Source organism: Methanolobus profundi, from assembly GCF_900114835.1.
In the GTDB taxonomy this organism is placed as follows: domain Archaea; phylum Halobacteriota; class Methanosarcinia; order Methanosarcinales; family Methanosarcinaceae; genus Methanolobus; species Methanolobus profundi.
In genome coordinates this window covers 35,369-61,345 of record NZ_FOUJ01000004.1, presented here as the reverse complement: position 1 = coordinate 61,345, position 25,977 = coordinate 35,369, and the positions used below count along the sequence as shown (strand labels likewise).

Annotated in this window: 23 protein-coding genes; 12 read left to right on the top strand and 11 right to left on the bottom strand. The window is 44.5% G+C overall.

Translation table 11 applies throughout. The features are described 5' to 3' along the window. Positions 1–27 precede the first annotated feature (27 nt). The 11 genes from BM008_RS09710 to BM008_RS09660 all read right to left on the bottom strand — a co-directional run bounded on the left by BM008_RS09710 (position 28) and on the right by BM008_RS09660 (position 7,895). On the bottom strand, positions 28–762 hold the full coding sequence (locus BM008_RS09710) for a DUF7289 family protein (RefSeq protein ID WP_091936467.1): 735 nt from the start codon (positions 760–762) through the stop codon (positions 28–30). After that, positions 746–1,183 (bottom strand): hypothetical protein, encoded by a 438-nt coding sequence (locus tag BM008_RS09705; protein ID WP_091936465.1) that lies wholly within the window; start codon positions 1,181–1,183, stop codon positions 746–748. The genes BM008_RS09710 and BM008_RS09705 overlap by 17 nt, the downstream gene beginning before the upstream one ends. Next, entirely contained in the window at positions 1,180–1,644 is a 465-nt protein-coding gene (locus BM008_RS09700) for a hypothetical protein (RefSeq protein ID WP_091936463.1), read from the bottom strand. The genes BM008_RS09705 and BM008_RS09700 overlap by 4 nt, the downstream gene beginning before the upstream one ends. Next, positions 1,632–2,144 carry a DUF7288 family protein gene (locus BM008_RS09695; RefSeq protein WP_091936461.1) on the bottom strand — a complete coding sequence of 171 codons (513 nt, stop codon included), beginning with the start codon at positions 2,142–2,144 and terminating at the stop codon, positions 1,632–1,634. The genes BM008_RS09700 and BM008_RS09695 overlap by 13 nt, the downstream gene beginning before the upstream one ends. After that, entirely contained in the window at positions 2,141–3,097 is a 957-nt protein-coding gene (locus BM008_RS09690; RefSeq protein WP_091936459.1) for a DUF7287 family protein, read from the bottom strand. The genes BM008_RS09695 and BM008_RS09690 overlap by 4 nt, the downstream gene beginning before the upstream one ends. Before the next feature lie 97 nt (positions 3,098–3,194). Then, positions 3,195–4,646 (bottom strand): DUF7289 family protein, encoded by a 1,452-nt coding sequence (locus tag BM008_RS09685; RefSeq protein ID WP_245747996.1) that lies wholly within the window; start codon positions 4,644–4,646, stop codon positions 3,195–3,197. A gap of 26 nt (positions 4,647–4,672) precedes the next feature. Further along, positions 4,673–5,449: a DUF7289 family protein gene (locus BM008_RS09680; protein WP_091936455.1), complete on the bottom strand. Its 777-nt coding sequence runs from the start codon at positions 5,447–5,449 to the stop codon at positions 4,673–4,675. Positions 5,450–5,460: 11 nt separating this feature from the next. Continuing rightward, on the bottom strand, positions 5,461–5,940 hold the full coding sequence (locus tag BM008_RS09675; protein WP_091936453.1) for a DUF7266 family protein: 480 nt from the start codon (positions 5,938–5,940) through the stop codon (positions 5,461–5,463). Next, entirely contained in the window at positions 5,937–6,791 is an 855-nt protein-coding gene (locus BM008_RS09670; RefSeq protein ID WP_143072335.1) for a hypothetical protein, read from the bottom strand. The genes BM008_RS09675 and BM008_RS09670 overlap by 4 nt, the downstream gene beginning before the upstream one ends. 20 nt (positions 6,792–6,811) lie before the next feature. Further along, complete coding sequence (locus tag BM008_RS09665) at positions 6,812–7,426, bottom strand: DUF7288 family protein (protein ID WP_245747995.1); 615 nt, start codon at positions 7,424–7,426, stop codon at positions 6,812–6,814. Between the two features lies 1 nt (position 7,427). Then, positions 7,428–7,895 carry a DUF7287 family protein gene (locus BM008_RS09660; protein ID WP_091936449.1) on the bottom strand — a complete coding sequence of 156 codons (468 nt, stop codon included), beginning with the start codon at positions 7,893–7,895 and terminating at the stop codon, positions 7,428–7,430. A 138-nt stretch (positions 7,896–8,033) separates the two neighbouring features. On the opposite strand from BM008_RS09660, the gene BM008_RS09655 reads away from it, so the two are divergent. The 12 genes from BM008_RS09655 (at position 8,034) to BM008_RS09600 (ending at position 25,963) form a co-directional block, all read left to right on the top strand. After that, a complete protein-coding gene (locus BM008_RS09655; RefSeq protein WP_091936447.1) occupies positions 8,034–9,569 on the top strand; it encodes a metallophosphoesterase family protein in 1,536 nt (511 codons plus the stop codon). Continuing rightward, positions 9,569–12,229, top strand: a complete 2,661-nt coding sequence (locus tag BM008_RS09650) for an AAA family ATPase (protein WP_091936445.1) — start codon at positions 9,569–9,571, stop codon at positions 12,227–12,229. The genes BM008_RS09655 and BM008_RS09650 overlap by 1 nt, the downstream gene beginning before the upstream one ends. 137 nt (positions 12,230–12,366) lie before the next feature. Then, positions 12,367–13,227, top strand: a complete 861-nt coding sequence (locus BM008_RS09645) for a hypothetical protein (RefSeq protein ID WP_091936443.1) — start codon at positions 12,367–12,369, stop codon at positions 13,225–13,227. Between the two features lie 27 nt (positions 13,228–13,254). Further along, complete coding sequence (gene smc, locus BM008_RS09640; protein ID WP_091936441.1) at positions 13,255–16,779, top strand: chromosome segregation protein SMC; 3,525 nt, start codon at positions 13,255–13,257, stop codon at positions 16,777–16,779. Continuing rightward, positions 16,776–17,609, top strand: coding sequence for a segregation/condensation protein A (locus BM008_RS09635; RefSeq protein ID WP_245747994.1), 834 nt, complete (start codon positions 16,776–16,778; stop codon positions 17,607–17,609). The genes smc and BM008_RS09635 overlap by 4 nt, the downstream gene beginning before the upstream one ends. A gap of 29 nt (positions 17,610–17,638) precedes the next feature. Continuing rightward, positions 17,639–18,745 (top strand): SMC-Scp complex subunit ScpB, encoded by a 1,107-nt coding sequence (gene scpB, locus BM008_RS09630; RefSeq protein WP_091936948.1) that lies wholly within the window; start codon positions 17,639–17,641, stop codon positions 18,743–18,745. A 140-nt stretch (positions 18,746–18,885) separates the two neighbouring features. After that, complete coding sequence (locus BM008_RS09625) at positions 18,886–19,437, top strand: TATA-box-binding protein (protein WP_091936439.1); 552 nt, start codon at positions 18,886–18,888, stop codon at positions 19,435–19,437. Positions 19,438–19,462: 25 nt separating this feature from the next. After that, positions 19,463–20,383, top strand: a complete 921-nt coding sequence (gene aglJ / locus BM008_RS09620) for an S-layer glycoprotein N-glycosyltransferase AglJ (protein WP_091936437.1) — start codon at positions 19,463–19,465, stop codon at positions 20,381–20,383. Between the two features lie 297 nt (positions 20,384–20,680). After that, a complete protein-coding gene (gene thiC / locus BM008_RS09615) occupies positions 20,681–21,970 on the top strand; it encodes a phosphomethylpyrimidine synthase ThiC (protein ID WP_091936436.1) in 1,290 nt (429 codons plus the stop codon). Positions 21,971–22,269: 299 nt separating this feature from the next. After that, positions 22,270–23,490 (top strand): PAS domain-containing sensor histidine kinase, encoded by a 1,221-nt coding sequence (locus BM008_RS09610; RefSeq protein ID WP_091936434.1) that lies wholly within the window; start codon positions 22,270–22,272, stop codon positions 23,488–23,490. Between the two features lie 141 nt (positions 23,491–23,631). Next, a complete protein-coding gene (gene ercA, locus BM008_RS09605; RefSeq protein ID WP_218146706.1) occupies positions 23,632–24,822 on the top strand; it encodes an alcohol dehydrogenase-like regulatory protein ErcA in 1,191 nt (396 codons plus the stop codon). Beyond that, positions 24,809–25,963: a PAS domain S-box protein gene (locus tag BM008_RS09600; RefSeq protein WP_091936432.1), complete on the top strand. Its 1,155-nt coding sequence runs from the start codon at positions 24,809–24,811 to the stop codon at positions 25,961–25,963. The genes ercA and BM008_RS09600 overlap by 14 nt, the downstream gene beginning before the upstream one ends. Positions 25,964–25,977: the final 14 nt, after the last annotated feature.

The following is a 25,977-nucleotide window of genomic DNA, read 5'->3' as shown; positions in this document are numbered from 1 at the left end:
TGGGTTTATGGTCTCTTCTTATCTTTTTCAGGATATATCCACATCTATCTCATGCAGACTCAGGATCAGGATAGTATTGTTCTTACTTGCATGGACGGAGGAAGATGTGATATTTGTTACTGAGAACCCGTTGTCTTCAAGATATTCTGCCCATCTTGGTGCATAGGGGCTGTTAATTTGTATATCTACATTTGTAGGTGATGTTGTGCGCTCCATGGTGCTGGATCCATGTTCGATAGTGAGGGTAGCTATACCTCTTCCAGAGACATAATCGCTGCCTTTGAGTGAAACGATCCCTATAGTTGTCACTTCCACATTGTCACTGGTGATCGCATATATGGGAGGCTGTGATACCATTACAGTTGAATCAGGTGGATATGATTTGAAGACCCCTCCCAGCTCATAGCTTATCTTCTTTCCTGCTTTTTCAAAAACAAGATCGCCGGTTGTTATATTCAATGGCGGGTTCCCATCATATGTAATGGTGACCGATGATGTGTTACTTATGGCCAAAGATGACCCCTGCAACTTCATTTTAAGTATCTTCAAAGGTACCTGGTCAAAGGCTACACGGTCCATTCCACTCTGGAGTACGATGAAACTCTGCTCTGCACTTTCAAATATATTGGAGTCCATGTTACTTTGCAGTACGGGATAGCCCACCGTATAGATCACTCCCATGGACAGGGTGACAATACCGAACAAAAGTATGTATCCAAGTGTCTCCGAAACAGCTGAATCTTTTCTATCTTGTTGAATCATAACTGATCATGTGGTATGTGGAACTGCTTGAGACCGTTCCGTTGATAGGCATTGTAGTAGCGATCCCGCCGATGGTCACCCTTACTGTCTTTCCTGATGATGAGACCACTTCTATTATCTGGTCCGTATAAGCGATATCCGCGTTGATGATGTACGTCTCTTTTCCAACTTTCTCAGGGATCCTGTACTCTGTTTCTATTTTACCGTTATCTGGAAGTATCAGATATATGTCAGTGATCAGTGTGCTCATCATATTCCCTATATCGCTCATCTCATCCTCCATTACAACCTCATTTGGTCTCTGGATGAAGATCTCATTGGAATTGATACTCACTACCATGAAAAAGCCAATGCATATCAGGGAGAACAATATGTATTCGAATAGTAGTGAACTTCCGGACTCATCTTTGAGCATCTTCATTCATTCACCTCGATTATCTCGGGTCTTGAAGAATAGTATGTGTTACCGTCGAAATATGTGATATTGACAAATATCATGTCGATGTCAGATGTGTTGACCGTTCCATTAGTGGAATTAACAGATACCAGTGTAAGGTCTGCGGTTTCCCCATGGAGTGCATAAAGGCCCTCTATCTGTTCACTATAATTTTTGAAAAGACCTTCATAGATAAACGGTACAGTATCATTACTGGTGCTGTTGATATGGAGTGTGAGGTCCTTTATTATCCTTGCATTGTCCCTGGTATGTGAATTTAGTTCCCTGATGCTCTCTTTGGGAAACTCAAGAGCGGCATTGGATGAATGATATCCTGCTATAACTGCCTGGTTGGCCAGGGTGGCAAGTCCTATAAGTATAAGTGATATGACTAGTCCAGAAAGAATGATCCATTGTCCGTTCGTATTATCTTTCATACTTTCCATGTTGTCATCCTCACTTCTACGACCCTCAATTCATCTTCTTTCAGGTTCCAGCCACCTCCGGCATCATTTACTGTCTCGTTGGTAATTGTTACAAATCTCCTTACAACAACAGAGTTCTCACCGGGTGGACCATTGATTATAACCTTCTTCACATTGAGGTTCTGGTCCTTGAAGTACGCAAGTTCGATGTTGTACAGTACACCAGGCAACAGGTAAGAAAGTTCATCATCAAGATCACAGAGGCTACTTGCAGGATATGTTGCTTCCATCATGTTCCAGCTTGAAACACATTCTGTAAGGTCATGTTCTACTGAACCGGAGTCTGCGGTATCAATGACCGCAAGAGCATCTGAACTGAGCTGCTCAAGATGGACGTTCACAGCCAGCTCATTCTGTGGGGTTACCATCATGGTACTTTGTGATATCACAAGCACTGTCATCGTTATCATCAGAGCTGCTGCCAGTCCTTCCAGGGTATGCAACTGCCCCTTCTCGTTCATTGCCACACCTCCACTGTGAGGTAAGCAGGTTCGTAGAGCGGGCTGCTGATATTATTGTAATTTACAAAAGATGTTCCTGTATTGTTGAATGTAACGTTACTGAACTCCAGGTCGATCCTGTATTCAGTACCCATATTGAAAAGTGAGTTGTCGATGTTAAAACAGATCACATCTGTACCGTTCAGGCTTCCACTAAATGGTGAATGATCCCATCCTTCCAGTCTGTAGATGGTCATATCAGCAGGTTGTGTCAGTATTGCTCCGTCAAGGCTGGCATTCACAAAAGCAGGACCTACTCCACTGATATTTAAATTCTGGAGCTGTATTGTTATGTTCTCTTCAAAAGGTCCTGTTATGTTAACAGTTGCCTTTGATGAGGATGAACTGGTAATACTATCTCCTTTAAGGACAGCAGTTGTTCCATGTTCTATCAGTACTATCCTTGAGATCTTTGCGATCTCCTGGTCGTCCGGGACTGTTGTTCCACGGGTAATGGCCGTGTTATTGACGTTAATGATTGCTCCTTTCTTTGTGATCGATATATTGTACCCGTAGGCAAAACGCGACCCATCAACATTATTGTATAATCCGAGCACCTCGACCATAATGCTTTCATCAAGTAGCATGAACTGTCCGATCTTATCTTTTGAGATGAGGTTGGGTACGTTGGTGAGCCTTGTTCCCGGTTCATCGTCAACAGCAAGGCCGATCCTCATCAGATCAGAGGTGTGTGTCTCCCAGTCAGTTCCATTCCCGGTGCTGTGCTCCCACCAGCCAGTGTCCTCTACAAGGATCGTGGCTGTGCGGTAAGCTGTATAGTCTAAACTACTCTCCCCTGCTGAACCTGACGTAAAAAGCCCTGGGACGAACTGCATTGTGAAAGAAAGAGCAATGAGGACCAGGGATATGCCCAACAGGAAATCAACGGCTATCTGTCCGCTCTCATCTTTCATTCAGTCTGTATATATGACCATCTCAATATAAAAAAGATTTGTTAAATATGAGTGATATTTTGTTACACAGAGAGGTCTTACTGATTATAGTACAGTCTTAGTTCAATGTCGCTACAAGGTCATTTCTGCTCACATGAAGATAAGTGATACTTCCAGGCATTCCATCATAGTACAAAGTAAGGGTTGATTCATCATAGTCCACTGGATCGGAATTTCCTGGTTGCTGCAGGTTGAACACAACAGATCCTTCCATCGTCAGAAGTTTCAGGTAATGTTGTGTCAGATCATATAATGCAACATCTTCCCCACCGGTGTATTCAATATCAGGAGTTATACTGATCGATGTATTGTTCGCCCATGAGAAATCGCTGCTCTCTTCATATTCCAGGGTCAATGTTGTTGAAAGCAGGTCCACATTTGCAGATTGGTCTTCTTTCGTGCCACTTACGGGAAATTCAGTATTACCTTCCCATGTTTCAATTCCTCCGCCCGGGGCAACATCCTCATAGATAACTCCTATTTCAAGCTGGTTGGCACCACCTTTCTTTGCAAGTGTATAGGTCAGTGTCTTTGTTCCTGAGGTGGCAGTGATCTGGTAGTTACTCGGGTTCAAACCTTGTGATGCCCTTGCTTCGAGGTCGAATGAGAAATTGTATATGGGTGCCGGATTATCCTGATTGACAGCACCGATCTTGAAAGCAGTTTTAAGAGTGTCCTTACCCATTGCAGGAATAACTTCAAGTTCTATGACTGCTGTCTTGTTTGTGTCATCTGTTACAGCACTGGCATATGCAAGGGAATTTGCGTAATCTGCCCAGGCATTATAGAACTCGCTCTTGATGTAAATGATGACCTTATCCGATGTAAGAGGATTCGTTCTTCTGGAATCAGTTGCAGGGTCCGGATACATTATGGTAGGCATATTGTCTGAGCTGATCGTTACTGCGACATCAGATACTCCACCAGATGCAGCATCTCCTTCAATTCTCATTATTGGCAGGGTAAGAGTTTCTCCATTATAGTGGAATTCAGGAGGTGAGATCATCACTGATCTTCCATTAGGGTATCTGGACCATACTCCTCCACCCTCATAACCGATGACCCTGTCATCATTGGTGAAAACAATACTTCCCATTGAAGAATTGAACTCGTTCATACCGGGATTACTGGTGTAGTTCTTCCACCCCTCCCATCTGTATCTTTTCTGTTTGAAACTATTGTACCATGCGGCATCTATATCAACAGAAATAACAACGATCTTACTCTCTTCGTATGATGCATTATTCCCGTTCACCTGTATGTCCCCATCCATCATTGAGAATGATGTGGTCTGACTTGGTGACTCACCTAAAGCCACCTTACTGGTCCTTGAGTCGAATACCGTGAAGGCCTGCTCCACTTTCTGGGCATTTGCCATATCTTCCATCTTGTATATAGTTGGAACACCATACAGGAAGATCACGCTGATCGATGTGATCGTAAGTGCAAGTATCACTATTACTCCTACTACTGCAGAGACAGCTTTTTCTGATCCTATGAAGTTTTTCATGATATAACACCTTTAAATTATATTGTTCACTCTACGGTCACACTCATTGGCGATACTGTTACGAAAACATCGATATTCTGGCTGTAGTTCTTTTCCATGATCGCGGTCCTGCTGCTTGAATTAAGATCGATCATCTGCATGCCTACGGAATTGTCCAGATATCTTGCCCATGCATCATAATATTCACTGGATATCTCGATCCGGACCCTGGATACATTCTCGTATTTTTCTACTGCGAGCTGTCCGCCCTCTGAGATAACTCTGATAAGCCCGGAACCAGAGATCCCTTTTGTTCCTGTGATGGTCACCATGGGGATGATCATTGAACTGTCGTCATATGCGAACATCGGTTTTGTTACCATGACCGATCCGCCAGGGGGATATCTTGCCCATGCACCTGTATTCTCATAGGCTATTGTCGTATACTTGTAGTCATTCTGTATCATACGCAATTGTCTTTCGAAGGAAATAGTATCAATTGAGGACGAGGAGTCATTCCACTTGTCCATGGTGATGTTCATATAACTGCTTCCTGTGATGAACACGCCTCCTCCATACATCTTCAGTTCTACGGATTGTGAAGGGGCCTTGCCCGAGACGATCTTGTTCATGTTAGGGGTAAGAACGGAAAAGCTCTGCTTGATATTCTCTATATGTCCTGATTCCTTCATGTGTTCGATAAGAGGATAGCCCACCAGGCCTATGATGCTTATTGCCAGGAGCATTATTCCAAGGGTGATACTGAAATCGACAACTTCTGATACAGCATCATCTGAAGTGAATATTTTATATCTTCCTGTCATTTTCCTTTCCCTCAGGATATTATTATGGCATTAGCGCCGGGGTCGTACCTGATAATGTACTCTCCCTTCGGGCTATGTAATGTAGTTGAATGGACCACCGTATTCTTGGTGTAGTATGGGACAATGATCTTTGTTTCTTCCCTTTCCTCTGACATAAAGACGATACCTTTGCTGCTGTTAACGATCTCTATGGAATATGTTTTCCCCGCTATTCGCTCGGGAAGCGACAGCTCATATCTGAGCTCTCCTACGTCAGAGCCTGCATTGGTCGCAGTTCCGATCATGGTGTCGATGGTTGCGATACGAACTGCAATATCATTTCCATGTATCTCGAACTCATCTCGCATAACGGTCTGTTCTGCTCTGTCCATAAGAGAATAGAACGAGCTGAGTATAGTTACAAGTATTATCACAGTTATCGAAAATGTAAGTATGAATCCTATTGTTATCGATACTGCATTATCGTCCTCATTCAGGTTACGTAATTTCATGATACCCTCCCTGGTAAGGATGTTGGGATTTCGCGTGTTATGCTCATCTCCCTGGAATGCATTGTGATCGTGGGTTTAGCTACGAAATATCTTGCAAAAGTGAAAGGCTCCCCGGTAGTAAGAGTGCCATTTAAAGTGCAGTAAGCAATGACATTGCTTCCATTGACGATGTTTATTGAATAGTCATTTCCTGACGTATGGGAATCGAATTGGAAAGATGCTGGGACGGTATAATCTTTCATGTCCCCTGTCACATTGATCTGTGAGGTGGCAACGTGTTGTTCAATAACAGATGACTGGTCGGTTACGGTGATATTTATATTCCCACTGGAATTGTACAGTTCCACAGACCATAGAAGTCCTGTGCTGTTAGTTATCGTGATCATGAAACTGTTGGAACTGTTCCCAAGCGTAGAGGTATCGTTGACCTCGAAAAGGAAAACATCCGTTGTATTGACGTTCCTGACGATGGTCCAGTCATCTTCGCCATCGAAAAGTCCGTTCTTTGTCATATATGCTTCATGCAGTGTGTTATTATCAAGGTTGAATGTAAGGCCTGCTATGGCATAGTTCCTTGCTGCCATTTCCTCGTATCCGTTCAGATATTGTTCAAAAATAGTATTATTGAAGGGTCCTGCCTCTGTTGCCGATCTGTATGCATCTTCATATGCTTCTGTGGTCATACTGATGGCATTCTCGATATCGTTGCGTGAAGTATCAATGCTTGATTCAGATGCGATGTTGCTGGCATATATCACATTGTTCAGCATTATGGTAAGAACTACAATGCCTACGCCCACTGCAAATCCTGCAAGGATAAGTAACTGTGCACTATCATCGAACCTTTTCATTGTTTCACGCCCCAGTTCTCTCACATTCTCCAGAGTGTCATCTTGACGTTGACTATGTTGTAGAATTCGCTACTATTATCTGCATCTGGTATGCCTGTATCTACTATGAAGGTCGATGTGTTCCCAACTTCGTAATCGGAAAGCACAACCTTCTTTGAAACTATCACCGCATTGTCAGATGGGTCCCCATTATAGATGTAAGGTCTGGAAATGGTAATTCCATTCTCATTGACCCATGTGAAATGGACATTGTGGGCAATTCCTCTTGGGATAGCTATGAATTCAAATATCTCTCCAAGTGAACTGTTCACCAGTGTAATATTATTGGAGTCTCTTGAGTCGTATCCTGTCCCGTTCCACACATATTCTGTCCCGTTCCAGTTCAGTATGTCATTCTTAAGATCAGAGTTATGCTCGTGACCTGTGTAGGACAATGTATTCAACATATCCTGTCCCATTGTCTGCAATTGTGCCTCTATGTGTGCATTTGCAGTTGATGATGTAAGGGGTGTCAGAGAAGTAGCCTCTACTGCGAAGACTATTATTCCGATCATTATCAGTGATGCCATCAATGCTTCCAGGGAATGCATCTGGCCGTGTGTATCCATTTCATCCGGGAATATCCATATGACCATGTTACCACACCCTGAATGACATGATGGCCGTCTCTCTGTTCCCCGTGTCGGTATATCTGAGAAGAACTATTCTTTTCGTCTGTCCGATATTTACTCCGGATGGCATTTCCTTGCCAGCCATACGGATGATGCCTGTCTCATTTTCGAGTGTTACATTGAGGTCATATCTGACATATGAGCCGGTCATACCCAGGTCATCGATAGTTGTTTCGTAACTATTGTTGAGGTCTGTAAGGAATGTATCTACCTTCGAACTGTTCACCATGTTAGGGACGTTTCCATCTCCTTCGGTCAGGGTCATTTCTACAAGGACTGTTGAGACCCTGTCAGCGACAAGAGTAACTTCATCAGAATTCGAGATAAAAGGTGTGAATATGCCTGAAGTGTAGTTGAATACAAAAGCAACTGCAAACAGGAAAATAGTGACGCTGATAAGATAATCTATAGTGATCTGTCCTTTACTATCCATGATGCCCGTTGTATTATTAGGTATTTATTATATAAAAAAGAATTGTAATATCAAAACAATACAATTAGGCTGTGGCAATGTCTATTTCTCTATCCGCCCCAAACAATTAAAAATCACAAAAACATATGATAATCCCTGATGGATGAGATAAGGATACTTCACACAGGGGATACGCATCTTGGGTATCGGCAGTATCACAGTGATGTGCGCCGAAAGGATTTTCTCAATGCTTTTTCCAATGTGGTGGATGATGCTATTGATATGAGTGTGGATGCTGTAGTTCATGCAGGAGACCTGTTCGATTCCAGGAACCCTACACTTGATGATATTCTTGATGCCATGGGCCTTTTCTCAAGATTGAAGACTGCAGGTATTCCTTTGCTTGCTATTGTTGGTAACCATGAGAGCAAACAGAGTACCCAATGGCTTGATCTTTACGGTAGTCTTGGTCTTGTGACCCGCCTTGGGGCCGAGCCTTACCGACTGGGAGATGTGGCAATATATGGTATCGACAGTGTTGCAAAGACAAAGATACCATTGTTCGATTATTCTACATTCAATGGCAAAGGGACAGATGCACGTTATAATCTGCTTGTGATGCATCAGCTCGTAAAACCATTCGCATTTGGTGAATGGGATATCAAAGAAGTGATCGATTCAATACCGTTCGATATTCATGCTGTACTTCTTGGAGATAATCACAAGTATGAGATCACAAAAGTGGATGATGTATGGGTCACATATGCCGGGAGCACCGAAAGGAACAGTACCGCTGAGCGTGAGCCCCGGTCATATAATATAGTCACTATTGGTAAAAGTGGCATAGAGATAAGTAAACGGACAATATCGACCCGTGAATTTGTTTTCATACCAGTTGCTCTCACAGAAGGTTCGAATGCTCTGGATGATGTTTTTTCCGCTATAAAGGAATACGACCTGACCGATAAGGTGGCCTTTGTAGAACTATCCGGTGATGTTATGTCCAAAATGGACCTCAGTGAGGTTGAGAGGTTCCTTCTTTCAAGAGGTGCACTGGTTCCGGGGATAAAGGACCTTCGTACAGGTGTTGATACGCTTGCAGATCCATCTTTAAATGTCTCTTTCTCTGATCCGGATGATGTTGTCAAGGAAGAGATCAGGAAGATGAACCTGACTTCCGGTGGTCTGCTGCTTGATGATATCATAAGGGACCCTCATGTTGTAAAGACCAAGGTTGGTGATGAGGCGGAGAACAAACTGGGTGAACTGCTTGATAAGATCGATTTCTCTGTATCCGTACCTGTTGAGTCCCTTAGTACTCCTGTACCTTCCGTGGATGTTGAAACGGATAGGTCTGAAGAGATTCCTGAAATTGAAGTTGATAATATTGGTGAAGAGTCCCCGGTCGAGGTCATGGTAGACCATGATGTAGAAGAGACCTTGCCTGGAAAAGATGTACCTGATCAGCACAATGCTGAAGTTGCTGATACTTCTGATGATGCCGTATCAGATGTGTCGGTCAATGAGAAAGAGGTGCATGATACTGATAATATCTCAGGTTTAGAGGGAGATAAGGAAGAGCTTCCAGAAAAAGCTCTTGATGATCTCCCTGAAGAAAAACCCTCTTCAGAGGAAGAGAAAAAAGAGAATGGTTCTGTGAAACCCCGTCAATATAATCTGGGTGATTACCTGTGATGCTAAAACGCCTGAAGGTTGAGAATATAAGGAGCTATAAGGAGCTTGACATCTCCTTCAAGAATGGTGTGACAGTCGTCTCAGGTGTGAATGGCAGTGGAAAGTCCAGTCTTCTTGAAGCATGTTTTACGGGACTTTTCGGAAGTAAGACACTGGACAAGGAGTTCGTGCTTTCTGATATCATCACAAAAGGGGCTTCAAAGGCATCTATATTTCTGGAGTTCGAGCAGAACGGTCATACCTATTCTGTTGAGCAGTCCTTCAGGAACGATCCTGAAAAGGGGCGTGCATCCAATACAAGATCCGTCTTTAAGAAGGACGGGGAAATAATATTCGATCAGGCAACACGGACCTATGAGGCAGTTCATTCTCTTCTCAATATGGATGAAGAGGCTTACAGGAACTGTGTTTATATTCGTCAGGGAGAGATCGATGTTCTGATCAACTCGAAACCCAAGGACCGGCAGAAGATGATCGATGACCTTCTCCAACTGGGTAAACTGGAGGAATATCGTGAAAGGGCTTCAAGTGCCAGGGTGGGAGTCGGTCGTCATCAGAGAGATAATGAAAGACGTATCAAGGAAGTTACCAGTGAGATCCTTCTGGTAGAGGACAGTGATCCAAGTGGCAGACTGGCTGCTTTGAGGACGAGGTCCAATGAGATCGATGGGGAAATTTCATCTTTGAACGAGAAGAGGGATCGCACTCTTTCCAGAATGGACGAGGTAACAAAGAAGATGTCCGAACTGGGAGAACTTGCCAGCAAGAAAGAGGCTGTGCAACAGCAGATCAGGGAATTGGTTGAAAGGCGTTCAAAATCCTTCCTTTCCATTGACTCTCTTTTAAAGGATATCAGGTCACGTAAGGAGCTTCTTGAGGTAAAAAGGTCCAGGGTCTCAGAGATCGGGGGAAAGCTGGAAGCATCTCCTGAAAACATTGATGCGGTCGTTTCAAAGCTGGATGAGGATGAGCGTTCTTTGCGTGATGATATCAGCGAGACCAAAAGCAAAAAGGCTGTACTGGAAAAAGATGTTCTCAATACTGTCCGGTCAGTGAAGGATATTGAGAAACAGGTAAGTTCTCTTGAGAATTCAGGAAAGGACGTTGAGTCTAAGATCAAAGCCATCAAGGATGGCATTGAGAAACACAGACTTAGTATCGGAGAGCTTGACAACAAGCGCAAGGACGTTGTTGCTAAGATCGAGTCTCTTGGTCTGAGCCTTGAAAAACTGGAGAATATCGATGAGGTACTTGATCTTGTCAATGACCAGCAGAAGATGTTCCATGCTAAGGAAGCAGAACTCAAGGTGAAGGTCTCTGAGATAAAGAATCGCCTTCAACGCTCAAAGCAGCTCCTTGATGCAGGAAAATGTCCTACGTGTGGTCAGGAGCTCAAAGGTTCATGTGTGGAAGAATCAACTGTCTCTGATAATGAAGAGTTAATTGAACTGGGCACGGAACTTTCAGAACTCAGGATAAAGAAGAGTGAAGCTGAGGGAAGGGTCGAAAAGGTCAGAACAGCCCGTGGTCATAGGTCGGAAATTGAGTCCGTCATCAGGGATATCGGGTCTGCTAAAGAAGCGATCGAGAGAGATGAGAAACGTATTGAAGAGTATGGGTTACGTATCAGGGAAGATGAGGTTAGGGTAAAAGAACTGATATCCGGTAAAGAGGTTCTTGAAACGACTCTTGCTGAGACCAGAGAAAAGGTTCAGCAGATAAAGCAGGGAGAAGAGTCTGTCCTGAAAGAACATTCCGTCCTTCTTGGAAAGCTTGGACTTGCTCGTGAGATGCAAAAGTTACTTGGTGAGTTCGATAAGATCGATTCAGAGATCAGGCAGATGGACGAAAAGATAAAGAGCATCCAGGAAATGATCTCTCTCTTTGATGGTCAGATAGGGGAGAAAAAGGGATCTCTGGAAGATATCGAGAAGAAGATGGGTGAGTTCGATAAGAAGGAGCTCGAGTCACTTAACAGGGACTATGGATCTGCTTTCAAGTTCATCAATTCCGAGTTAGATAAGTTGAAGGCCGAGAAGGATGATGTGATGAAAAAGGCAGGTATGGCTGAAAATGACCGGAAACGACTTGCAGATCTTAAAAAGAACCTGATCATGCTGAAGAATCGCGGGGAATATCTGAGTGCAGTATATTCCGATGCAGAGGAACTTGAAAGCATGTATGTACGTATCCGTGCACATCTGCGTTCCAGTAACATACAGACCCTTGATATGTTGATAAATGAGATATTCTCATTCATGTATTCCAACAATGCATATTCTCATGTGATGCTTGATCCTGATTACAATCTCACAGTTTTCGAGAAGGATGGTACTGCCCTTGAGCCGAAGCTTCTAAGTGGTGGAGAACGTGCTTTGTTCAATCTCGTGCTCCGGTGTGCTATATACCGGTTGTTGTCACTTGGAACATCATCCAATGATGGTGCAGGGCTCCCATCTCTTATAATGGATGAACCTACTGTTTTCCTTGACCGGGGACATATACACCAGTTGATAAAGCTCATTGACATGATGAGGGATATAGGGGTGGCACAGATCCTTATCGTATCTCATGATGAATCTCTCATTGATTCTGCTGACCACGTATTTGCAGTTGAGAAAGACCCGGTCACAAACAATTCCAGCATCTATGCCCGGTGAGGCGAATTAAATACTTATTTATTGGTTGAAAAAAATACATGAGCTGACCATAAGGTATATTATACTTTTGTTCATATATTAACGTAGTATTTTCGCATAACAGCGATGAGGGACTGAATGGATTTGCGAGGCTTTTCATGAATACAGAGAACCGGGACTTTGTAATTGAACGCCTTGAGCGGCAGCTCAAGGAAAAAGAATCAGAGATAGATGATATCAAGACCAATCTCCGTGAGTCGATACTCCGTGAGATAAGAAGTGACCTTAAGAACGACCTCGATTTTCACAACCGTATTGTGCAGCTCGAACGTAAGGTCCAGTCCCTGAGCAGTAATCTTAATGGTATCATGGATGAGCTCCTTGACCAGAAATCAATGCTTCGCGCCCTAAAAGAGTCCTCTGTGCCAAAAGCACCGGTAGTAGAGAAGGTAGTGGAAAAAAGGCAGTCTGCAGAGCCTCCTGTGAAAGAGGCACCAGAGCCAGAACCAACCCCGGTCCCTGTAGCAATTCCTAAGTTGTACAGGCCGGAAACAAAACCTGTCGCTCCATTCACATCTCAGACAGAAAGCGCTTCAGTTCCGCCCTCTCCTGTAGCTTCCTCTGCTGTCCCTAACGCAAGACCGGTTCCTAAAGGCCCTATTCCAACAGCAAGACCTGTTAGTTCAAGGGTCTCTGTCAGGTCCGACGGACAGGATCCAGAGGAACGATCATCGATCGCTCCTTCCTCAAATGTACGTTTCAATGTAAGGGAAGTCCCTTCGGTGAAGCAGCCTGAAATGCCTGAACCCGAACACCGGTCAGAGTATATTATTGCAGAGACCGATGATGAACGCCAGCTCAGACTTGCCGGGAATACACGCAGGCAGACCGAATCCTGTAATTATATAGTTGCAGAAGAGGACACACCATCATCCTGTAATGACGAAGATTCCGAATACGAGACCGTTGAGGCTCGTGAAGATGAAGATGCAGTAGTGGTCACCACACGAAGAAAATAATCTTTTTCATAAAAACAGAGGAATCGCGTGTATATCAAGGAACTTGAGTTTATAAACTTCAAATCCTTCGGGAAAAAGGTAAAAATACCTTTTTTTGATGGTTTCACCACTATCTCCGGTCCGAATGGTAGTGGTAAATCTAACATAATAGATGGGATCCTCTTCGTGCTTGGTCTTTCCAGTTCAAGGACAATGAGGGCTGAAAAGCTCACCGATCTTATCTACAATGGCGAAGGTTCTAAAAAACCGGATTTTGCACAGGTAACTATCCGTTTTGATAATGTTGACCGTGAAATGCCGTTCGATGCTGATGAGATCACTATTACAAGGAAGATCCGTGAGACAGACTCCGGATATTACAGTTATTTCTATTTCAATGGCAAGGCTGCGAGCCTTACTGAGGTTCATACTTATCTTGCCAAGGCCCGCGTGACCCCTGAGGGCTATAACGTTGTGATGCAGGGAGATGTTACTCGCATCATCAATATGACCCCCACCGAGAGACGTAAGATCATCGATGAGATCGCCGGTGTTGCCGAGTTCGATAGTAAAAGGGACAGGGCACTCAGTGAGCTTGAGATAGTACGTGAAAGAGTGGAAAGGGTAGACATAATCATAGAAGAGGTAGGTCAGCAGCTTGGAAAGCTCAAAACAGAGCGTGATCAGGCTCTCAAATATCAGTCCCTTAAAGAAGAGAAGATGAAGTTCGAGGGTTTTGTATTGCTTGCAAAGCTCAAGGATGCAAAGACCGAACTTCTGTCAGTTGCTGATGATATCGTTGCCAAGGAAGAGGTCCTTGGTAAACTGGAACTTGGTCTTGAGACCAAACGTCTTGATGTGGAGAAGCTCGAACAGGAACTCGAGGAAATGACCATCAACATCCAGAGGATGGGTGAGGATGAACAGATACAGATCAAGAAGGACATCGAAGGTATCAGAGGTGAAGTTTCGAGGTGTGTTGACACCATCGAGCTTTCTGAAAAGGAAATGGAAGATGTCGAATCAAGACGAAGGAAGATATTTGTTGAGATCGATGAGATCAAAGGCAAACTTGAGGAGCTTGATTCTAATATCTCTGAAGAGACAATGAGGAAGGAGAGCATCCTTGCCGAAATGTCCGAGCGCAAGACCGAGCGCATGATCCTTCAGAGCAAGATCGCTGATGTGGATGCTAAATTTGCTCAGACAAGGGATGAGCTCAGCACTCTTAAGTCCAGACTTGAGACCATCAAGGATGAGAAAAATGAACTGATGCGTCAGGAGGACCGTCTTCTCGATTCCCTGAGGAGAAAGTCTGCAGAGGTCAGGGATATCGAAAGTGAGATCGCTGATGCAAGGTCGAAGGCTGAATCTTCTGATAGTGATACAAAGTCGGTTGAATATGATATTGAGAAGCTCAATGAAAAGATAGATGCCCTGACAAAGGATATCGATGACCTTGAGAACAACCGTTCCCAGCTAAAGACCATTGTAAAGGAATTCGAGGAAGAGCTTCGAAAGCACCAGAATGATTATGCAAGGATCGAGATGCGTGTGCGTGCTGCAGAGGACCACAGTAAGTATTCCAAAGCAGTTGACATGGTGATGAACGAGAAGAAACATCACGGTCTTCCGGGAATATACGGTACTATCGCAGAACTTGGTAGTGTGGACCAGAAGTATTCCAATGCACTTGGTATAGCTGCCGGTGGACGTATGCAATCTATTGTTGTTGAAAATGACGAGGATGCCTCACGTGCCATATCTTTCCTTAAACAGAGGCGTGGCGGACGAGCTACATTCCTTCCATTGAACAAGATGGAAGCCCGCAGGCCATATAAGGATCTTTCTGACAGAGAGGGTGTAATTGGATACGCCATGGATCTGGTCGATTTTGACAGGAAGTTCGAGGCTGCGTTCTGGAATGTCTTCAGGGATACTCTTGTCGTTGATACACTTACCAATGCACGTCGCCTGATGGGAGGCTTAAGGATGGTCACCCTTGAAGGTGAGGTCATTGAGAAAAGTGGTGCAATGGTCGGTGGTTCCCAGCCACAGAGTTCCGGTCTTTCATTCGCTGCTTCCGAAAAGGACAAGCTGGTGAAAATAGCTGAGAAGATAACCGAACTCGACTCAAAGCGTGCCAATGCCATCAAGAAACTTGATCAGGTGGAAGGCCACATCTCACAGATAAACCGTGAGATCCATGAGCATGACAAGGATATCTCCAAGAAGCAGATGCAACTTGATGAGATCGAAGGCAGGGGCGAGCGTCTTGCTCAGCTTATCGAGGCCAAGGGTCAGGAGCTTATCGAGATAGAGGAGTCCCGTAAGGAACTCAGGGACGAGATGGACAGGACCGTCACCCAGAAGCAGGAAAAGGAAGAGCTTGTTATCTCTCTTGAGAAGGACATCGAGGTCCTTGAAAAGAAACTTGCAGGTTCCGAGGTCCCTGAACTCAACAGGCAGGCAGAGCAGCTTGATGAAGAGATCAGGCGTCTGGATGGTCGTGTAAGGGATATCGATTCCACATTGAATGCACTCAATCTTGACCGTGATTATGCAAACACGAAGATCGAGGATAACAGGGAACTCATCAAGTCCATGGATGAGAACAAGGCCAATCATAAACAGCGTGTAGCTGACCTTAAGGCAAAGATCACTGAGCTTGAGGAAACCCTTAAAGAGAAACAGCAGCGTGAGAATGAACTTGCTGATGAACTGAAGGAATTACAGCAGGAACGTGTCCGCTTGCATGATGAGCATGTAGCTGTGAAGAAGGAATACGATAAGATAAGGGTCAGATTCGATGACAGCACCAGACAGATGATGGCTCTCAAAGCTACTAAGGAAGCCCTTGATGAACAGGTCACAGAACTGGCAGAGGAGATCCAGAGACGTGGTATCGAGGAGTCCGAGGAAGTCCCTAATTATGAGACCGTACGCACCAGGATCGGTTCTATCGAGAAAGCAATGGAGCGTCTTGAGCCTGTGAACATGCGTGCTATCGATGAGTACGATGAGGTAGAGGCAAGACTTGATGACCTCGTTACAAGACGTGATACCCTATCATCTGAAAGGGAGCAGATCCTTGAGCGTATATCACAGTATGAGCAGCTTAAGAAAGATACTTTCATGGAGACCTATGATGGTATCAATGAACCTTTCAGAGAGATATTCAATGAACTTTCTGATGGTATCGGTGAGCTTGTTCTTGATAATTATGATGATCCTTTTGCAGGTGGCCTGACATTGAAGGCACAGCCAAAGGAAAAGACCTTGCAGCGTCTGGAAGCTATGTCAGGAGGAGAGAAGAGTCTCACTGCCCTTTCATTTGTTTTCGCTATCCAGCAATACAGGCCAGCACCGTTCTATGCATTCGATGAGATCGATATGTTCCTTGACGGTGCCAATGCAGGAAAGGTTGCCCAGCGTGTCAAGAAGGCAGTTGCCAATGCACAGTTCATTGTCGTCTCCCTGAGAAAACCAATGATCGAGGCTGCAGAGCGTACCATTGGTGTTGCCATGCAGGAAAATAACATTACAAGTATTACAGGTGTGAAATTACGTTGAACGAAATAGCAGAGGACATGGAAATGGTCCAGGTGATCGATGTCGTTCCGGCAACGGGTGTTTCATTACCATGCACCATCGACCCGGCATTTGTTGAGACTTTAAGAGATATGGGTGTTGATGAGGCTCTTCTCGAGTTCCCGGAGGATGTGCTTAGTGAGCCTGTCGAGATCCTTATGAACCTTGCAAAGGATGGTGCCATCAATCCCTGGGAGATCGATATTGTCAATGTGACCGACATGTTCCTCGAACGTATTGAAGTGATGCAGATGCTTGACCTGCGCATATCCGGTAGGACGCTTCTCTATGCAGCTATCCTTTTGCGTATGAAGTCCACCGGAATAGTTCAGGAAGAGGAGGAAGAGGATGTCTTTGACATGTTCGAGGATGAACTTGATCTCTATGAGGTCGATGAATATCCTATCCCTAAACTTCCGATAAGGCGCAGGGCCACCCGTCCTGTTACGCTTCAGGAACTTATAGTCGAGCTGCGAAAGGCCGAGAAGGTCGAGACCCGAAGGAAGGACCGTAGTGTCCACCGCAAGCTGGAAGAGAGGTCTGCGGTAACCACTGACGAGGTTCTTGGTATTGCCCACGAGGAGGATATCCTTGGGCGTGTCAGGGATATGGGTGAGATGTTGACCGAGTCGTTCAAAGAACATGAATGTGTTATGCTCTCCGACCTGATGACAGATGACCGGTCTGAGAATATCATGACGTATGTATCATTGCTTTTCCTTGCAACGGACAAGAAGGTCTGGCTTACACAGAAGGAACTGTTCGGTGAACTGTATGTTTACCCTGCTGAACATGATATCAGGGCTGTTTAAGAGGTGTTTTCCGGCTTATGAGTGGAAATATGAGTGATAAGGAAGTCATCGAAGCAGTGCTTTTTGCTGCCGGGGGCGCGATCGATGCGGCAACCCTGGCCAAGCTTACAGGTAAGAAGAAAAAACAGGTCATAACTATTGCCACTGATCTGGTGAATGAGTATGCCTCAAGGGAGTCTGGTATCGAGGTGATCGACCTAGGTGAACGGTATGTGATGCAGGTCAAGCCTAAGTATACTGATATGGTGAGACCATTTGCTCCAAAGGAACTGAGTGCTCCGATGTTGCGCACACTTTCTATGATCGCCTACCATCAGCCGCTTATCCAGTCCGATCTTGTGGATATGAGAGGTAACTCTGCCTATGATCACATCAGGGAACTGAAGGAGAGAGGTTTTGTTGAAGCTTTGCCTCATGGCAGGACCAAGCTACTTCGTACTACTTCTCTGTTCGCTGATTATTTCGGTCTTGAATCCAATGACCCTGAACTTGTGAAGAAGAAGATCGTTGAGCTTTCCCGTCTTCAGAGCGGGCAGAGCGGCCTTAACAAGTGGCTTGGAAGAAGGTTCATCGGTGTCACGCCTATGTATGAATCCCTCATGGACCTTTGTGGCATCAGGGAGTACAAGGTCATCAATGCCTATGATCCTACCGAGGACGAACTGGATGAGCTTGAGGATGTTTACAAGCTTGTGATCTCAAAAGGCTATGTTGAAAAGGTCAGCAAATACTATGACGGGGAGATCATTGAGGCGAGTTCTACAACATTCGATGACCTCATTGATTCTATCAGGCTTCTTGAGAACGTTGGGGATAGTGAGAAGGCTGAGTCAAGTATCGAATTTATCGCGGACCTCAAGGAAAGGTATGCTTCAAAGGCACTTGTGATCAGCAAGAAGGTCCAGCCTGCAACAGAGATGGTTGCGCGCATTGTCAGTGATCTAAGGCTGGGAGTGTCCTCTACAGGGGTGGTCATAGCTCCGGATTATGGTACATCCACCGAAGGAGTTGAGGTTTCAGAAGGCGCAGACATTCTGATCCCGACCCACAAGAACCTTGAAAGTAACCTGCTGGAAAGGGTTTGCAGCAAATATGATGCTGTCATAGATGGACTTAAGAAGTTAGAGGATAGTTGAACGAAAGTGCAGTTAATAGTAAAATTCCTGCTACTTTCATCATTTTATGAGTTTTCTTAAAAACCTATATAAACAAGAGGGTATAAGTTTATATACTGAATTGTTGAATATTAGCCCGCTTTAAATATGAGGATTATACTATGTCAGATTACAACATCAAAATTGAAAATGTGGTCGCATCTACCAAGCTTGCAGAGGAGTTCGATCTTACCAAGATAGAAGCTGAATTCGAGGGCGCGGAATATAACAAGCAGAAGTTCCCAGGGCTTGTGTATCGTGTCTCTGACCCAAAAGCAGCATTCCTTGTCTTTACTTCCGGTAAAGTAGTATGTACTGGTGCAAAGAACGTGGCTGATGTTCATACTGTCATAGGCAACATGGCAAAGAAGCTCAATGGTATTGGAATTAAGACCATCGAGGATCCAGAGATCACTGTGCAGAACATCGTTGCATCAGCAGACCTTCAGGCAGTACTGAACCTTAACGCAATTGCTATCGGTCTTGGTCTTGAGAACATCGAGTATGAACCAGAACAGTTCCCTGGTCTTGTTTACCGTATCGATGATCCTAAGGTCGTAGTTCTGATCTTCAGTTCCGGAAAGCTTGTGGTCACCGGCGGAAAATCCCCTGAGAACTGTGAGCAGGGTGTTGAGGTCGTAAGACAGCAGCTTGACAGCATGGGTCTGCTTTAAGACCTTTCATTTCTATTTTCTATCAATGACAAACGAGAATGTCTGTATTCTGTTGCCTACTCTTAACGAAGAGGCTACCGTAGGTCAGGTCATCAGGGACTTTCGCTCAGAAGGCTTTGACAATATACTTGTTATAGATGGTAACAGCAAGGACCGGACGCGTGAGATCGCTGAGGCTGAAGGAGCCAGGGTCATTGTCCAGACCGGGAAGGGCAAAGGGCAGGCTATTAAGCAGGCCTTTGATCTTATCGAAGAGGACTATGTTGTAATGGCCGATGGTGATGGTACTAATCTTGCAAAGGATGTCCATGCAGTGCTTGGTCCTGTACTTGAAGGAAAGGCCGATCATGTAATGGGTAACAGGTTGGTCGACTATGAGAAAGGGGCATTCACCAGGCTCAATCTTCTGGGTAACAAGCTGATCAACAAGATGTTCGGTATGGCCTATGGTGTGTGGCTCAACGATATTCTCACAGGCTACCGTGCTTTTAATAAAAAGGCTATCAAGTCCTTTGAATTGAAGAAACTGGGGTTCGAGGTAGAGTCCGAGATAACTATCGAGAGTGTTAAGAAAGATCTGCGTATCGAGGAAGTTCCAACGACATATCTGGCACGACATTCGGAGGGTGCTACCAAACTGAATCCTCTAAAAGATGGAATGAGGATAGGTTCTACTATCTATAAGATGGCCAGGCTTCACAATCCGATGTTCTATTTTGGTCTGATCGGTGGTGCATTTATCATGGCAGGGCTCTTTACCGGCACTTATGTTGTTGTCGAGTGGTTCCATGGTGTCACGCGCATTCCTATGACCATCCTCACGACCTTGCTTATCATTGCAGGTTTCCAGATGTTCGTTTTCGGAATGCTGAGCGATCTTATGGTTACTCTTCACAGGGAGAATATGCGTTTTTTAAGGAAGATAAGCGAAGAAAAGAATGAATGAGCTTTTGGTTCATTTCATGTGCTCTTTCTTTTTTATATAATAATGTGTATTTTGCTATCCTAAAAAACAAATTAATTTGTCCTCTGTCTGTTCTATATTTGTGTATTTGTCTCTGTCTTTTCTTTAAATGAACTCACTGTATTACATTATTGTCTGATGGAATTGTTCCGGTTCTAAATTATTTCATTAAATATCAGCACCTATAAAGTTAACTTGACTTTATCTAAAGTTTATTTTTTGACAAACATTATATACGATCTAGTTATTGTAAGTTACATCTACTCTTGAGGTATAAACATGACAATAGTTACAGATGCAAAAAATGGTAAGATCACAGAAGAGATGAAGATCGTTGCCCAGAATGAAGGCAGAGACCCAGAGTTCATTAGACGTGGTATCGCGTCAGGAAGGATCGTAATCCCAATGACCCCTTACAGGGACATAAAGATCTGTGGTATGGGTGAAGGCCTTACAACCAAGGTAAATGCATCCATTGGTGCATCATCAGATATCGTTGACCTTGACATGGAAGTCAAGAAAGCAAAGGCTGCTGAAGCTGCAGGTGCAGACACACTTATGGAGCTCGGTACCGGTGGAGACTTCCTTGGTATCAGGAAAGCTGTATGTGACGCAGTATCCCTTCCAGTCGGTTCAGTTCCACTCTACCAGGCATTCATCACAGCAGCAAAGAGGGACGGTTCCATTGTCCACATGACAGAGGACGATCTCTGGCACGCAACCGAGGAACAGGCAAAGCTCGGTACAAACTTCATGGCTATCCACACAGGTATCAACAACATTGTCCTTGACAGGTTGAAGGCACACGGTAGATTCGGTGGTCTCTGTTCCCGTGGCGGTGCATTCATGAGCACATGGATGCTGCACAACGAGAAGGAAAACCCACTTTACGCAGAGTTCGATTATCTTTGTGAGATCCTCAAGGAACACGAAGTTACCCTTTCAACCGGTAACGGAATGCGTGCAGGTGCAGTAGCAGACGCAACTGACAGAGCACAGGTACAGGAACTCATCATCAACTCCGAATGTGCACAGATAGCACACGACAAATACGACCTTCAGGTAATCGTAGAAGGACCAGGTCACGTACCACTTGACCAGGTAGAGATGAACGTCAAGCTCATGAAAGCAATGAGCGGTGGAAAACCATTCTACATGCTCGGTCCACTGGTATCTGACATCGGTGCAGGCCGTGACCACATCGTAACAGCTATCGGCGCATCAGCTTCTGCAGCAGCAGGCTGTGACTTCCTCTGTTACGTAACACCAGCAGAGCACCTTGCACTTCCAAACCTTGAAGACGTTATTGAAGGTGTCAAGACCTCAAAGATCGCTGCTCACGTCGGTGACATGGTCAAATACCCAGAAACAGCTCGTGAAGTTGACCTCGCAATGGGCAGAGCACGCGCAAAACTCGACTGGGAAGCACAGTACAAACTCGCACTTGACCCAGAACTTGCAAGAGCAACCCGTGACAGCAGATCACCAGGCGACGAAGATGCATGTACCATGTGCGGTGACTTCTGCGCTCTTAAGATCGTTAACGCTAACTACGACCTTTGTAAGTAATGCCGAAAGGCATTATCTTTCTTCTTTTTCTTTTTATTCCTTATCTCAAATTACCTGTTCTGCAAGTTTCTCTCGGTATTTTTCCTTAATATGGACTAATGGCTTTATTAATAGATGGCTATAATGTTCTATGGGAAGGTTTGGTTACGATCAGCTGATGTTTCTTCATGGGACTACAAAAGCTAGGGTCTTGTCCTCATATGATGTTATATGACATTGTTCTACGTGTGATGGGGAAATTGGGCGATCTCCTTCTATTGACCACTGTTCTATGGTATGGATGAACAAAGGGACTAAAAATGGGACCTTCAGATGAAGATGACAGGATGCATAACCTTAGAAAAGGTATAATCGGACTGGGTGAGGCATCGCACCGCAAGAGCTACTATCCTCAGTTGCAGAAGCAGATCCAGGAACTTAACACGACCATGCAGGCATTGCGTGAAAGTGAGGAAAAGTACAGGACATATGTGACAGTTTCTCCTTATCCTATTTTTGTAATGGACCTCGATGGCAACTTCATCGATGTGAACCCTGCCTCATGCAAACAGACCGGATATTCCAGGGAGGAGATGCTGCAAATGAATGTCACTGACCTTGTGCTTTCAGAAAGATATGAAATATATGTCAGGGTCTTTAAGCAGTTACATGATGAAGGCAAATTGTCAGGTGAGTTCCCCTACAGGAAAAAAGATGGCGGGGTATTCTATATGGAACTTCATGCTGTGCGCATTCCGGGTGATCGGTTCCTTGTCATATCAATGGATATCACTGAGAAGAAAAAAGCTGAGGATGAGATGCTAAAGGCAAAGATCGCTGCAGAGAATGCTAATAGGACAAAGAGCGAGTTCCTTGCTAATATGAGTCATGAATTGCGGACACCTTTGAACTCTATAATTGGTTTTTCTGATGCAATGCTTGATGGTATCTCTGGAGAGATAAATGACATGCAATATAAGTACCTCAACAATATCTCTCAAAGTGGGAAACATCTGCTAAGTATCATTAACGAGATACTGGATATTTCCAGGATCGAGTCCGGGCAAATGAGATTGTACAGGGAGGAGGTCTTTATTATGGATCTCTATAATGAGTTTCTCTTTACTTTCAAACATGCGTTGGAGGATAAAAATATCAGATTAAAGACATCGGTCGATCATGGTGCAGGGTGTGTATTCGCAGATAGGGCAAAGCTCACACAAATAATTTACAACCTTGTCAGCAATGCTATAAAATTTACAGATAACGGGGGAACTGTATCGATCGATACGACCATCAAAGGCGATCATGTCCATATATCTGTAACCGATAATGGGATCGGTATTGACAATGAAGGTCTCAAAAAGCTTTTTACTCCGTTCACCCAGCTCGATTCATCTGAATCAAGAAAACACGAGGGTACAGGTCTTGGACTTGCTCTGTCAAAAGAGCTTGTAGAGCTTCATAGTGGAACTATATGGGCAGAAAGTGAGCCCGGAAAAGGAAGCATCTTCACTTTTACATTGCCTTTATGTAGATAATTCTTCAACTCTTTCTTCTAAAAGCTATCTCTTTATAATATCACAATATAATATATTATTGGGGTTTGGTATGGAAGAATATTCATTATTGATACTTTATGTGAACAGTAACAGGCAATTTGTGTGGAAGGTTGTGGTTTCATGGCCATGAAAGGGGTAGATGATAATGGCAGTGTGATGCATGGAACACTGATGACCAGAAAATTCCTGGCACCTGAGATCATATTAGGGGATGATTCACGCGAACTTATAGGCCAGTATGCTCTCAGTCTCTCAGGAAAGAATATCTTTCTGGTAAGTGATCCCGGTGTTGTCAAAGCAGGCTGGACCGGTGAAGTCGCAGACAATCTTGCATCAGCAGGTCTGGATGTAGTGACCTACGATAAGGTAACCCCTAATCCTCGTTCTAAGGAGGTTATGCAGGGGGCTGATGTCTATATTGATGAAGGATGCGACCTTATCGTTGCAGTGGGCGGTGGGAGTCCCATGGACTGTGGTAAGGCCATAGGCGCAGTGGCATCCAATCATTGTCATGTCCTGGAGCTGGAAGGTGTGGACGAGGTACAATTCCCTGCTCCGCCTATCATATGCATCCCAACAACAGCTGGTTCCTCTGCTGATGTCTCACAATTCGCTATCATCACCGATGAAGAAAAGAAACGGAAATTCGCCATAATCAGTAAGGCCATGCTGGCAGACCTTGCGCTTATTGATCCGGTGATCACTACTTCCATGAGCCTGGAACTGATAGCAGATACGGGTATGGATGCTCTGTGTCATGCTTTTGAGTCCTATGTGTCGAATGCCTCATCTGTCATTACGGACATGTTCGCACTGGAAGCTACGCGACTGGTAAGTGAGTATCTTCCAAAGGCATATGATGATCCTGACGACATTGTGGTAAGGGAGAAGGTCATGTTGGGAAGTATGTATGCAGGCCTGGCATTTTCCAACGCAAGTCTGGGTCTGGTCCATGCAATGGCACACAGCCTGGGTGGCTATCTGGATTCAGCCCATGGGGAATGCAATGCTCAGCTTCTGGAACATGTGGTCGCTTATAATTATCCTCAGGTTCCTGATAGGTACAGGGACCTTGAAGCCGCAATGTCAGGAAATAGCTCATCAACGGACAGTGGTCCAGACAGTCTTGTAGGTATGATAAGGGGTCTGAACGAACATCTGGAAATTGAACCAGGTTTGTCCAATATAGGCGTGAAGGAAGAAGATATTGATTTCCTTAGTCATAATGCATTACTGGATCCATGTCTGGCAACAAACCCGCGTCCTGCCACCTTAGAGGATATAGAGGAACTTTATCATGGAGCCCTCTGAGAATGCTGACCGGATGGCTGCGTTCAGGAACAAGATAATTGGTCTGGGCGAGACATCTCACAGGAAGAGCTACTATCCTCAGTTAAGGGATCAGATACGTGAACTAAATCAGGCAATGCTTGCATTGCAGGAAAGTGAGAATAAGTATCGTTCTCTGGTAGAGAATGTAAATATTGGGATAATCCAGACTGAACCATGGGACGATGGTCGTGTGATCCAGGCAAATCCTGCATTTTGCAGGATGTTGGGTGTTAATGATGAGGATGAACTTCTGGACAGACCAGCTGTAGATATGTACCTTTATCCGGAAGCAAGGCTTGAGTTACTGAAAGAACTGGAACGCGAAGGCAGGATAAAGGACCGTAATGTGGTTTTCAAAGTAAAGGACGGAAGTACTATCATGTGTTCGGTCAGTCTTTCGGCACAGTATGATATCAATGGTAATATGATATTGGTCGATGTGGTTGCAGAGGATATAACTGAAAAAGAGCAGAGGTCGGAAGCACTCAGGCAGGCGAACAATAAGCTCAATCTCTTAAGTTCTATAACTCGCCATGATATAACTAATCAGGTAATGATACTGGAGGGATATCTGTATCTGGTAATGGAGAGGGTGGAAGATCCGGATATTCTCATGCTACTGGAAAGAATGAAAGTTAATGTGAAGTCCATTGACAGGCATGTTATGTTCGCCAAGGACTATCAGGAGATAGGTATCCAGGCTCCTCAGTGGGTCGATCTGATGGATACTCTTACCGGGGCCATGGTGTCGATAGACCGGACATTGATCGACCTTCACATAGATGTAATGGATTACTCTGTTTTCACAGACCCTATGATAAAGAAAGTGTTCTATAATCTGGCCAGCAACGTGATAAAACATAGCAATGCCACAAATCTTACTATTACTACCGAAGAGGAAGGCAACAATCTTCTAGTAGTGTTCCAGGATGATGGTATCGGTATTGCCGATAAAAAGAGATTGTTCAAGAAAGGCAGTTCCAGTTCAGGATACGGACTTTTCCTTTCTAAAGAGATCCTGTCTATTACGGGGATAGGAATAAGGGAGACCGGTGTTCCTGGTGAAGGTGCAAGGTTCGAGATCGTTTTCTCTCCGGGTCAATATAAGACTTCAGTCTGATGTCTATCTCGACC

Coding starts and splice junctions, on each gene's coding strand:
- BM008_RS09710 (WP_091936467.1), bottom strand. CDS start 762: ATGATTCAACAAGATAGAAAAGATTCAGCTGTTTCGGAGACACTTGGA.
- BM008_RS09700 (WP_091936463.1), bottom strand. CDS start 1,644: ATGGAAAGTATGAAAGATAATACGAACGGACAATGGATCATTCTTTCT.
- BM008_RS09625 (WP_091936439.1), top strand. CDS start 18,886: ATGTCAGATTACAACATCAAAATTGAAAATGTGGTCGCATCTACCAAG.
- BM008_RS09670 (WP_143072335.1), bottom strand. CDS start 6,791: ATGAAAAGGTTCGATGATAGTGCACAGTTACTTATCCTTGCAGGATTT.
- scpB (WP_091936948.1), top strand. CDS start 17,639: ATGAGTGATAAGGAAGTCATCGAAGCAGTGCTTTTTGCTGCCGGGGGC.
- BM008_RS09675 (WP_091936453.1), bottom strand. CDS start 5,940: ATGAAATTACGTAACCTGAATGAGGACGATAATGCAGTATCGATAACA.
- BM008_RS09705 (WP_091936465.1), bottom strand. CDS start 1,183: ATGAAGATGCTCAAAGATGAGTCCGGAAGTTCACTACTATTCGAATAC.
- BM008_RS09680 (WP_091936455.1), bottom strand. CDS start 5,449: ATGACAGGAAGATATAAAATATTCACTTCAGATGATGCTGTATCAGAA.
- BM008_RS09665 (WP_245747995.1), bottom strand. CDS start 7,426: ATGGTCATATGGATATTCCCGGATGAAATGGATACACACGGCCAGATG.
- BM008_RS09690 (WP_091936459.1), bottom strand. CDS start 3,097: ATGAAAGATGAGAGCGGACAGATAGCCGTTGATTTCCTGTTGGGCATA.
- BM008_RS09655 (WP_091936447.1), top strand. CDS start 8,034: ATGGATGAGATAAGGATACTTCACACAGGGGATACGCATCTTGGGTAT.
- BM008_RS09645 (WP_091936443.1), top strand. CDS start 12,367: ATGAATACAGAGAACCGGGACTTTGTAATTGAACGCCTTGAGCGGCAG.
- ercA (WP_218146706.1), top strand. CDS start 23,632: ATGGCCATGAAAGGGGTAGATGATAATGGCAGTGTGATGCATGGAACA.
- BM008_RS09695 (WP_091936461.1), bottom strand. CDS start 2,144: ATGAACGAGAAGGGGCAGTTGCATACCCTGGAAGGACTGGCAGCAGCT.
- BM008_RS09685 (WP_245747996.1), bottom strand. CDS start 4,646: ATGAAAAACTTCATAGGATCAGAAAAAGCTGTCTCTGCAGTAGTAGGA.
- BM008_RS09650 (WP_091936445.1), top strand. CDS start 9,569: ATGCTAAAACGCCTGAAGGTTGAGAATATAAGGAGCTATAAGGAGCTT.
- BM008_RS09610 (WP_091936434.1), top strand. CDS start 22,270: ATGGGACCTTCAGATGAAGATGACAGGATGCATAACCTTAGAAAAGGT.
- BM008_RS09660 (WP_091936449.1), bottom strand. CDS start 7,895: ATGGATAGTAAAGGACAGATCACTATAGATTATCTTATCAGCGTCACT.
- thiC (WP_091936436.1), top strand. CDS start 20,681: ATGACAATAGTTACAGATGCAAAAAATGGTAAGATCACAGAAGAGATG.
- aglJ (WP_091936437.1), top strand. CDS start 19,463: ATGACAAACGAGAATGTCTGTATTCTGTTGCCTACTCTTAACGAAGAG.
- BM008_RS09600 (WP_091936432.1), top strand. CDS start 24,809: ATGGAGCCCTCTGAGAATGCTGACCGGATGGCTGCGTTCAGGAACAAG.